Raw genomic sequence first — 10,259 nt, forward strand, 5'->3', positions numbered from 1 at the left:
AAACTTTCCATGGGAACGTCATGGGGGAAGTATGTTCTTGACTTTCTTTTTTATATAAGAACCTAAATATCTTATGGCACCTGCCGAATAGATACCTTCCACATCACCGGGCAGAAATTGCCCGATTCGTCGTAACTGTATCCTACAATCTGTCCCTCATTGCTGATGGCGCGGGCAAGGCTGTTACCGCCGAGCGTTGGCAGCTCAACCAGGACATTTTCCTGACTTCCGCATTGGAACACCCAAAATCTACTTTTATACCGATGGTTATTAATCATCACTGACCAAAATTTTCAACACCGGATAAGTGCGGAACTCAGGGGAGCACCATAGGTGCGATAAGCCCGTAGCCCATGGCCACTGCGCTGCGGTGGGGCCATGGGCTAAATGGGTCAGCGACTAATGAAGAGCGCCGCAGGTGCGGCATATCATCATTGGTTTTAAGCCATCCATCCGGTGTCGGTTCTCATTCGGGATATAACGGTTTGGCGTTTAATCGGTTTTGCCATTTAGAGATACGAAAATGGTGATAAGCAATAGATACTGCAACTTAGAAAATTTTTATAGCGGCAAAATCCAGTTGTCCAAAAGACTCCTTGGGAGAAAAGTTTGTTAAGTGGGAGAATCTACGGAGCAAACATTTCCTGCAACACACTGAGTACTTTCTCTCCGGCTGGACTGCTGATTGAACCAAGTTTTTTGACCAAACGACTTTTATCTACTGTACGAATTTGATCTAAAACTATTTGCCCTCTTTTACCTTGAAATATAGTCGTCACCCGCGTTGGGTAATTTTTGATTGTGGAAGTCATCGGTGCGATAATTACGGTTCTGATATGCTTATTCATTTCATCCGGAGAAATAATTATGCAGGGACGAGTTTTTTTGATTTCAGAACCTTTTGTTGGATCGAGTGAAATCAGATGTACTTCAAACCTTCGGACCGAACCTCTTTCTACCATGTCCACTCAGTTTCGTCCCAATCGGATAGAATTTTTATTTCTTCTTGATCTAATAAGACATCATCTCCTTGTTCAGCCATTTTTTCGAATGACTCTTCCCAGCCTTTACGAATGGTTTCAGCCGAACGAAGAACAATCTCATTGTCTCTGAGAATCATCTCTATTTCTTCGGTAATTCCGCTTTCTTCAATCAGAGGTTTTGGAATTCGAACGCCCTGCGAGTTCCCAATACGAATTATTTTTGTTTTCATGGCCTCGATGTCTTGTGAATTCACATTTTAATATAATTACAATGTACTTACATTTCAACGAATGGAAAGAAATTTTATTGAGCCGCTTACCTTCCAATTCTCTAGCGTTTGCAAATCGGAAGGTGCCCAACGATACGAAATTTCGATGGCAAACAGGATTTGGAGCGTTCAGTTGAATCGAACTATTCACGGGTCGGTATATTTACAATATGAAGTATTAGGTAACGGTGTTTTCACATGAGTAAAGTAATAGTCCAAAATAGTATGTCATTTAAGTCGGCGCAATTTTCTCATCAGCTTCTTTGATGTGGATTATGATTCAGACTATCTGTTCGAATTTCATGAGTAATACATAGCCTGGCTAATGTCGCACCTACGGCTCTCTATTATATGGAACAACTCTCAATCCCACAGATTCACTTTTTGAACTAATGGAGCTAAGGATATGCCACCACTGAGCGGGCTGGTCCGGATGTTGGAAAAGACGATGAATGTCTTTCAAGGTTATTAAACGAGCACCTTTGATTCGAATGCGCAGGTGACCCGCCCGGTTGCTGAATGCGAGCTGATTTTATAAACTTTACCTTCACACCGATCCGTCCACTCTTATTGATTTTCCCTGCAAATATGGTTCAAAAATATGCTACTATCGATGGCGGGATCCCCAAATACCACATTTATAACCGTGGGTCATTAATAATCAATGATCAAAAATTTGCCCCTAAAAATTCCGGAAGTCAAGACTGTTGTGGGTGACGACCCCGCAAACAAAGTGTTACCTGAGGGACAGTCATAGCTCTTTTTGATTTCATGTTGATTCGTGTTGGAATAGGGTCCCCATCTATTGAGAGTTGCAACATTAGTGATTTTGTCAACAATTTTATTATCAGGTAGCCATAACGCTTAATCATGGATACAGCTATAAAATCAGACCCCAACGGGGGTCTTGTTAAGTCGCCTGAATGCAAGTACCGATTGCTTTTTAAATGGCTCTGAAAAAGCCTTATTTATCACTGAATGCAAGAACCCTAAAACAAAAAAGCGTGCTTGCTGCATCAGGAATGATGCACAGAATCCGCTTTCAAAACTGTTTCTATAATATCTTAACTATTTTATGGCATCTGCCGGAAAGTTTGTGGGTACATGTAATAATCCTATGCATAGTTTAATAAGACCAGATAAGTTATTCAGAAGGATAACCCAGATATCAGATAGGGCAAAACATGTTGCTTTTGCAGATTCTTCACAAAACGGAAAACCACCGTTTTATTCAGAATGACAATGATTAGGCTGGGTTTTTGGGCGGCGTGATGACAATGCGATATTGAAATTGACGACTGGGCTCACGCCGCCCCCGTACTAACCAACGAGCGTGTCATCCTGATCGAGCCATTGTAGTTGATGGCGAAGAGAAGGATCTGTAAAAGCAATAACCGATCATTTTAGGAATTTTTGACATGTTCAAAGCGATTATTCTCATATTTTGCCATCAACCCACAAACTTTCCGGTAGAACCCTATCTTATGGCGTCTCCCGGATGGATACATTCCACATCACCGGGTAAAAGTTACCGGATTCGTCGTAACTGTATCCTACAATCTGGCCCTCGTTGTTGATGGCGCGGGCAAGGCTGTTTCCGCCGAGTGTTGGCAGCTCAACCAGGCCATTCTCTTCATCCCAGAAAAATGCGCGGGACTCACTATTGCCAATACTGCTGTATCCCACAACCTGTCCGTGATCGTTAATATCCCAGGCCGTGCTCCAGTCGCCGCCAAGGGTTCCAAGGCTCATCATACCCTGACTTTCATCCCAGATAAATGCTTCTGACTGGTATGAAACAGATTTCATTTTTGATGCAAATGTGCGGCTAAGAACAGACGCATCTGCCTGAAGTGACTTACCAAATGACTGAACTTCCATCTCAAGGCTTGATGACCGCATCATTTCAAGGATATGCTCCCGGGCATAGACACCATCAAGGTTCGACTTTTTGATTTCAAGATCAAACTGCTTCATCCGCTGTTCTGCTTCAGTTGAGGTCGCTGAACTTACCGCCGCATCATCCTGCGTCACAAGCACCGATCCTACCACATGGCGGCTGTTGTTTACAGCGTGTCCCCTGGCTGAACCAAATCCAAAAAACGATCCCAAACTTTCCAACCCGGCCTGACTGTTCCAGATGTACGCCCGGTTGTTTACCGTGTAATCCAGCCCGACAACATCTCCAAAATTGTTGATGCCAAAGGCCCAGCCATCACTGCTTACAGATTGATCACCGGCCGATTCGCTCCATAAGAAACTGTGATACTCTTCTTCGTAAACATCGCCGTAATCTTCATCTTCATAGAGCAGGTGCTCGGTAACAATTTCGCCGGCTATATCGCCTTTATCGTTAATATCATTTGCCTGGCTGCGGTCACTATCGTTTGGTGAGCTCAGTTCAATAAGTCCGCCCGACGCGTCCCAATAGACAGCATGCTGACCGCTGTTTCCCACAACCTGTCCGCTGTTATTCATTGAACGGGCAAAAATGTTACCCATGCTTACCGCGGTTCCGTCTGCTTCAACAAAAAGATTTCCGCCCGCAATTTGGCCGTGGTCATTAACATCCCATGCAACCACCATATCATATTGTTCTCTCAGGTCCACGACTTCAAATGCATAGAATGAATCTTCGATAATAACGATTGCATTATTTGATGATGACTTGGCAACAACTGCATACGTTGCGCTCGGGGTATATTGAAACCCATTGCCGCCGGCCAGAGCCATATCAACAATTTGCTGCGTTTTTGAAAGGTCAAAATTGTACTCGCCGTTCACCCGCATGTCTTCCGGAAGTTCCGCAGCATTTGAAGACTCGGGGCTAAACTCGGTAAAATCGAGCAGCATCCAGACAGCAGCCTGAATTTCCCGATAACCTGCGCCGGGGATGTTATCCTTAATCTCTTCTTTATTATTTAGCAGGTAGTTAAGCGGTTTCCAATAATCTTCATTATACGTGGAGTAGAGAGTGACGCCCTCATACGTGGTATCATGTTGTACAGGTGATTTCCACTGGAGTGTCCATCCATTTTTGATACCGGTGGAGATGTGCCTGTTAGAGCCCGTATTCCTCACAGCAAGATTAAAATAGCTGGCCTCTCCCTTCATAACATCCAGGGTTGCATTTTCGCCGCCGTCAACAACAAGCAGTTCGGAATTATCATCCGTAAGTCCCGGATCAATTATATTGATTCCATTGTCATCGCCACATGAGACAAACAAGAAAAGTGCTGCAAGTGCAAGTAGCTGATATTTAATAAGTCCGTCGTACATTTTCTGTCTTTTATTTAAGTCTATATTCTCTGATTTTGGCAAAATGTTCCCTCGTAAGTTAAATCATTCCGTCTACCCTTATATATATGAACCCAATCATGAGTGATATATTAAGATATAAAGCCGCTGTATCATTTGCTTTTTCATCTTTTTCTGAGAGCTGTTTCTATGTAATCAGCCCGACAGAAAAATAGTAAAAACAATGGGAATAAAGCTCCTCAGTACGATTATAATGTCTTAACTGTGGTAAAATCCAAGTGCCAGGGTTTTTAAACGGTGATTATTATCGATTCAAAAAATATCATTCATCCATTGAACCGCGAAAGGCCGAAAACCTTTAAGATTTTTTTATTATTGCCAAACGCACTTTTCCCTATCCAAAGACTATACCAAACACGTATACCACGCTTTTTATTGTAGGTGATTCTTTGTAGGCAGGGTTAGTAGGTGAAAGATTACAGGGTACAAGGTGCAGGGCGTGGGACGCAAGGTGCAAGTCTCAGGACCTCCAAGCGTGCGAACGGAGAGAGCTCCTTGAAGCGTCCGATTCATGGGGCAGGTTGCAAGGTTCAGGGCACAGGGTGCAAGATGCAGGGAGCAGACGGGGGATATGGCCATGCTGAGCTTGCCAAAACCCTTCTATAGCAGAGTAAAGGGACGCTTTACCAAGCAACCTGCAAGACCGCGAACGAAGAGAGCTGCTGGCAGAGTTGCGGTACGCTGAGCCGAGTCGCCGCCCCTCTTCCGAACCCTCTCTTCCACAGGAATCCCGTAGGGACTGACCTCTTCCGCCGGGAGTCGGACTTGCCCCGTTGTCGGCAAAAGCACCCTCTGCATGTTGAGCTTGCCAAAACCTGCTATAGCGGAGGAAAGGGACGCTTTACCAAGCAACCTGCAAGACCGCGAACGAAGAGAGCTGCTGTACTTAGAGCGGCGTCGCTGACCCACTTCTTATAAGTAACGCATAGCATAAAATCTATGCTGGAGTAACGAACATTATAACGATCAGGTTCTGTTGGCATCCGTTAACTTAACCAAGAGTCTATCTGCGTCTTGTCGATTATCCCAAATTACAAGAATTTTGATAAATTGTGGAGTATCTACATAAAATAGGGAGACAGTTCTATGTATTAGCAGTCGTCTGATTTGAGACTTCTCGAAAGTGGGAGCGAGGTGGGGATTATTTTGAAGCTGTGTTATCCGATAATCAAGTTGCTTAACAAACTCTTCGTTGACATCATTACTCCATAATTCAAGGATATAATTTGAAGTTTCTTGCAGCGTTTTTCGGGCTGTTTCCGTCCACTGAACGTCTTTCATTTCATTTTCAGAAACTCTTTAGCACTTGTATGTTTTACAAGTTTTTCGTCAGGTTCAGCCTCTGCCATTTTTAACAGCTGAACAATAGCAACAGGAAGTTCATCCAGGGAATGATCCTTAAATTCTACCATTTGATCCAGAATCAACTCATCTTCAAGAGTTGTTATCCAGTTAATAAGTGATATTTTTTTTTGTTCTATTGTCATAAAGTAAAGTTAAATATTTTCATACCGGAAGACAACTACCGTTATTGAAGTTATCTTATCGTATAAAATCAATGCATTAATTGAGATTATTGGTTAGCTCTATAACTCCTAAACAAGCAACCTGCAAGACCGCGAACGAAGAGAGCTGCTGTACGTAGAGCGGGTCGCTGACCCGCTTCCTCTGAGATTTTCACAATATCAAATTTTGTAAGAGGAAAAGTTTTCGCTTTTATTGATGATGGAAAAATGTTCTCTGCCATTTTATACATTGTTGCCCCCTCGGATCAGGCGACCCGAGCTACGTAGAGCGGCGTGGCTGCCCCGCTTCCTATGTGTAATGTATAGCATAAAATCTTCTGGAATGGTCAGGTTGTAGTTTTTAAGGTAAAAAACAAAAAGCCTAAACTAAAACAACAGTATCAATTATCCGCAACAAATGTTCGCCTATACTTCTATATTGGTATGTAATGCGCATGAATAAATGAGCTGTGTAGCATCAGAAAAACCTATGAAATCCAGCACTCAAAAATAGATCAAAATGGCAACAGTTGATAAATTAAGAAATGGATTGATTGATAAAATTATATCCATAAAAAACAAAGACTTTCTGGAAGCACTTGACAAATTGATTTCTTCAAGTTCTTCTGAATCTGAAATCGTTGATTTGACCAAAGAGCAAAAAATAATGTTAGAAATGAGCGAAGAGGACATCCAAAGTGGAAATCTGATTTCCCAAGAAGCGATGGATAAAAGAAATCTGGAATGGCTAAACGAAATGTAATTTGGACAAGAACAGCCGACCTCCAATTCGTTGGGATTTTAGAATATTGGGTTAAAAGAAACAGGTCCACTACTTATTCAAAAAAACTTTTGAAATTGGTTTCGGAAAGAACAAAGCAAATTGCCGAAAAGCCGTTGATTTACAAAGCAACCGATTTTAAGGACGTAAGAGTGGCTTCTTTGGGAAATTTCAGCATCTATTTCAAAGTTTCTGATGATGAAATCATCATAACAGCTTTTTGGGATAATCGACAAGACCCTGAAAAACTTTTGAAAATATTGGAGAATAAATAATAGCATTACGCAACATCGCTATAAGTTTTTGGGGTTTAGTTAATTAAACAAAAAGACAATATATAAATCAAAGGTCAGTTCTTAAACGATAAGATTTGACATAAATTCCCTACAGCTCATAGTTGAGAACCGTTATGATGAAACACGTTCCAAGTCCACACTATAAAATGCATTTCCTGAAAATGCATTTCCTGCTGACCGTTTCAGGATTTTGTACTACCTCTAAGATGATTTACCGGCTGAAGAAATGCCGAACCGTAGTCTGGCAGTTTCAAAAATATTGATTTCAATTTAACACGTCTATATACACCATCATTTTTCGGAATTAACGATTTTGAAATAGGTATCGAACCCAAAGGATCCCGTTGGGGCTGACCACTTCCGCCGGGAGTCGGACTTGCGCCCCATCGTCGGGAAATGCGCCCTCCGCATGTTGAGCTTGCCGAAATCCTGCTTTAGCGGGAGAAAGGAACTCCTTATTTGGCTTGTAGCTCGAATACCGAGTTAACCTCCCCTATTCCCTTAGGGGCGGGAGGAAACAGCCTCCATAGCGATCCATCGGCTGACGAAATGCGACGAGACAGACTTGGGTAGACGGGGCAGAGGGTTGTAAACATGCATGTTGCATTCTCTGGATTCTTACCCCCCTCGGGTCAGGCGCCTCGAGCTACGTAGAGACTCTTGCCACATAGTTGTCCACAGGCAGAAGGCCGAAAATCCCGAAGATCCGGACCAGAAAAACACTGGCACGGCCATGCTGTCAGGTCCTCTCCCCATCACTCCATCACTCCCTCACTCCCTCACTCCCTCACTCTCTCACTCTCTCACTCTCCCCCTCGGGTCAGCGACCCGAGCTACATCAACTACCAGCGCTAAACTAATACGGCTTTCTACCCGATAACATTACCTCCATTACATCTTGCTAATAATAATGACAGCTGTAAACATTTATTGTTACATTTGATAGCTTTAAAGTTGGCGCAGCCCTGCGGGATGCCTTATTTTAAAAAAACCGTATAGAAACTATTTTTAATCGTCGGACTATACATACCGATTCATTTACACAATTCCGGATTTGCAATGCAGAATAAACATTACCTGTTATCAGTAATAGTACTTTTAGCACTATCTTTGCTTTTTACTACTGTTTCTAAATCTCAGCAGACCCAGCCCTCGAGAACTTCCTTTGGGATCACGGGAAGCATTGGTTCCTCTTCGCACCTCAATAATTTCAGGTTTGTATCCAATGATATTAATCTCGAATTTACGCCCAATTTTACAACCAGTTTTAATGCAGGGTTCATTGTCAGGCATAAACTCACGAGGCGTTTCCGCCTGCAGGCTGAACCCAACTTGAGCCGCTACGGAGCCAGCTATTCAGAAGCGTTCGAACTCAGGGGATTCAATTTCCAGACGGACAGTCGGACAGAACTGCTCTATTTTCAGCTCCCCGTTCTTTTTCAGTTTACTACTGCACCTCCCGAGCGAATCATTTACGGCCGTCAGCCGTCCGTGACCACCTACCACTTTACCGGAGGGGCCTTCGGCGGGTACCTTCTGGATGCACAGTTCAGCGGCATAAATTCCGGTGCGCCTATCGGCATTGACTTTTCCGGCTCCTTTTCAAACGATATTATAGACCAGTATTCAGACTTCGATGCCGGTGTAGTGGTGGGAACGGGATTTGAACACGGTTACGCCACTAAAGTAGGCATGGAAGGCCGGATACATTTCTCAGTCATCGATTCGGGAGATGCCGAAAACTTCACTTTCAAACCACAAAATTTTGCCATCTCCTTCACAGGATATTTCCTTTTTTAAACCGCTGCCCGCTGTTGCCGGGTTTGAAATAAGGAATTAAGTCATTAGTAGCCACCAATCTTGCCACAAAAGCAAGGCAGAACAGTACAACACCATTTAAGAGGTAACAGGGAAAATCTATATTACATTTCCAATAATATCGGTTAGGAGAAAGGTGTCCGGCCTTGATGGGTGGAGGTATAGCATGGGTTGCACCACAGCCCTAACTGCGCCAAGGCTTCGGAGGGCAGGCACGGGAGAAATCAGTTTGAGCGCTCACAAGGTGAGCATTCTCAAAGTGTAACCGTGCGGGGCAAACCGTGCCCGGAAGCCATCATAGCCAGGAGTTTTCCACATAGTGATGCCTTCGGCATGCATACTCTCTTCTTTTATTCCCGCTCCCGCGGGGTGGCGGCCCACCAGTCCCTTCGGGAAAAGTATGGGGAGAAAACGTCATGTTTACAATCTGTCATTGGTAGCAACTAATCTTGCCCAAAAACGGGCAACACCATTTGAAAAGTGACAGGGTGCGTTTTCCGATCCGAAAGCACTATGCGTTTTGCGAGTGGTGGGTAGTGTGAGGTGTTCCGGGTAAATTTAAATTTCAAAAGCACCCCTTCAGCTCATGTGACATCCACGGTTTTCATCATTCGAACTCCCCTTCGACTGAATTCAATTCTTCTGCAGAATCAAATGCCTCGGGGACTTGCGACACCTGCTTTCTCTTACCCCGCACTGCGCGCCGACGCCGCAGGCATCCCTTTGGGAAACAACACGGCGCTTGTCACATAGTGATCCTTCGGGTACGAGGCTACCAAGCTGTCGCCCCTACCGGGGCTTTTTGTTACGCGCAGGCGTGAAACCGGATGCACATTGACACAAACAAAATAGGAGCTCATAAAGATGTAACCGTAGATTAAAGCCCAATAACAGCACGTTTTACAACCTGTCATTGGTAGCAACTAATTTTGCCTAAAAGCAAGGCAACACTATTTTAGAAGTGACAGCGTACGTTCCCTGATTCAGGGATAGTATGCGATTTGCGGTGGTGAGTAGTATGCGGTCTTCCGGGTAGACTTAACGCTCAAAACGCACATACTCAGGCCATGATAAATCCACGGATTAGATCATCTGATCCCCCTTCGACTGGATTGGTTTCTTCTGCGAAATAAACTGCCTCGGGGTGCTTGAAACGCCTACCTTCTCTTACCCCGCACTGCGCGCCGAAACAACACGGCGCTTGTCACATAGTGATCCTTCGGGTACGGGGCTACTGAGCTGTCGCCCCTGTCGGGGCTTTTTGTTTCGCACAGGCGCGAAACCGTTTA

9 protein-coding genes are annotated in these 10,259 nt (G+C 44.0%); 3 read left to right on the forward strand and 6 right to left on the reverse strand.

The genetic code is table 11. The features are described 5' to 3' along the window. Positions 1–71: 71 nt before the first annotated feature. The 6 genes from AABW11_RS19820 to AABW11_RS19840 form a co-directional block, all read right to left on the reverse strand. A complete protein-coding gene (locus AABW11_RS19820; RefSeq protein ID WP_340107073.1) occupies positions 72–278 on the reverse strand; it encodes a hypothetical protein in 207 nt (68 codons plus the stop codon). Positions 279–626: 348 nt separating this feature from the next. After that, on the reverse strand, positions 627–962 hold the full coding sequence (locus AABW11_RS19825; RefSeq protein WP_340107074.1) for a type II toxin-antitoxin system PemK/MazF family toxin: 336 nt from the start codon (positions 960–962) through the stop codon (positions 627–629). Beyond that, positions 956–1,213 (reverse strand): AbrB/MazE/SpoVT family DNA-binding domain-containing protein, encoded by a 258-nt coding sequence (locus tag AABW11_RS19830; RefSeq protein WP_340107075.1) that lies wholly within the window; start codon positions 1,211–1,213, stop codon positions 956–958. Before AABW11_RS19830 ends, AABW11_RS19825 begins: the two co-directional genes overlap by 7 nt. A 1,521-nt stretch (positions 1,214–2,734) precedes the next feature. Next, positions 2,735–4,531 (reverse strand): hypothetical protein, encoded by a 1,797-nt coding sequence (locus tag AABW11_RS19835; RefSeq protein WP_340107076.1) that lies wholly within the window; start codon positions 4,529–4,531, stop codon positions 2,735–2,737. Between the two features lie 1,005 nt (positions 4,532–5,536). Continuing rightward, positions 5,537–5,851 carry a type II toxin-antitoxin system RelE/ParE family toxin gene (locus tag AABW11_RS20250; protein ID WP_445263812.1) on the reverse strand — a complete coding sequence of 105 codons (315 nt, stop codon included), beginning with the start codon at positions 5,849–5,851 and terminating at the stop codon, positions 5,537–5,539. After that, positions 5,848–6,057 (reverse strand): hypothetical protein, encoded by a 210-nt coding sequence (locus AABW11_RS19840; protein ID WP_340107077.1) that lies wholly within the window; start codon positions 6,055–6,057, stop codon positions 5,848–5,850. Before AABW11_RS19840 ends, AABW11_RS20250 begins: the two co-directional genes overlap by 4 nt. 538 nt (positions 6,058–6,595) lie before the next feature. On the opposite strand from AABW11_RS19840, the gene AABW11_RS19845 reads away from it, so the two are divergent. From AABW11_RS19845 to AABW11_RS19855, 3 genes are all read left to right on the forward strand, one after another. Further along, positions 6,596–6,838 carry a hypothetical protein gene (locus tag AABW11_RS19845; protein WP_340107078.1) on the forward strand — a complete coding sequence of 81 codons (243 nt, stop codon included), beginning with the start codon at positions 6,596–6,598 and terminating at the stop codon, positions 6,836–6,838. Further along, positions 6,820–7,131, forward strand: coding sequence for a type II toxin-antitoxin system RelE/ParE family toxin (locus AABW11_RS19850; protein WP_340107079.1), 312 nt, complete (start codon positions 6,820–6,822; stop codon positions 7,129–7,131). The genes AABW11_RS19845 and AABW11_RS19850 overlap by 19 nt, the downstream gene beginning before the upstream one ends. 1,080 nt (positions 7,132–8,211) lie before the next feature. Further along, entirely contained in the window at positions 8,212–8,952 is a 741-nt protein-coding gene (locus tag AABW11_RS19855) for a porin family protein (RefSeq protein WP_340107080.1), read from the forward strand. Positions 8,953–10,259: the final 1,307 nt, after the last annotated feature.

Source organism: Rhodohalobacter sp. 8-1, from assembly GCF_038150125.1.
In the GTDB taxonomy this organism is placed as follows: Bacteria; Bacteroidota; Rhodothermia; order Balneolales; family Balneolaceae; genus SW132.

Coding starts and splice junctions, on each gene's coding strand:
- AABW11_RS19820 (WP_340107073.1), bottom strand. CDS start 278: ATGATTAATAACCATCGGTATAAAAGTAGATTTTGGGTGTTCCAATGC.
- AABW11_RS19825 (WP_340107074.1), bottom strand. CDS start 962: ATGGTAGAAAGAGGTTCGGTCCGAAGGTTTGAAGTACATCTGATTTCA.
- AABW11_RS19830 (WP_340107075.1), bottom strand. CDS start 1,213: ATGAAAACAAAAATAATTCGTATTGGGAACTCGCAGGGCGTTCGAATT.
- AABW11_RS19835 (WP_340107076.1), bottom strand. CDS start 4,531: ATGTACGACGGACTTATTAAATATCAGCTACTTGCACTTGCAGCACTT.
- AABW11_RS20250 (WP_445263812.1), bottom strand. CDS start 5,851: ATGAAAGACGTTCAGTGGACGGAAACAGCCCGAAAAACGCTGCAAGAA.
- AABW11_RS19840 (WP_340107077.1), bottom strand. CDS start 6,057: ATGACAATAGAACAAAAAAAAATATCACTTATTAACTGGATAACAACT.
- AABW11_RS19845 (WP_340107078.1), top strand. CDS start 6,596: ATGGCAACAGTTGATAAATTAAGAAATGGATTGATTGATAAAATTATA.
- AABW11_RS19850 (WP_340107079.1), top strand. CDS start 6,820: ATGGCTAAACGAAATGTAATTTGGACAAGAACAGCCGACCTCCAATTC.
- AABW11_RS19855 (WP_340107080.1), top strand. CDS start 8,212: ATGCAGAATAAACATTACCTGTTATCAGTAATAGTACTTTTAGCACTA.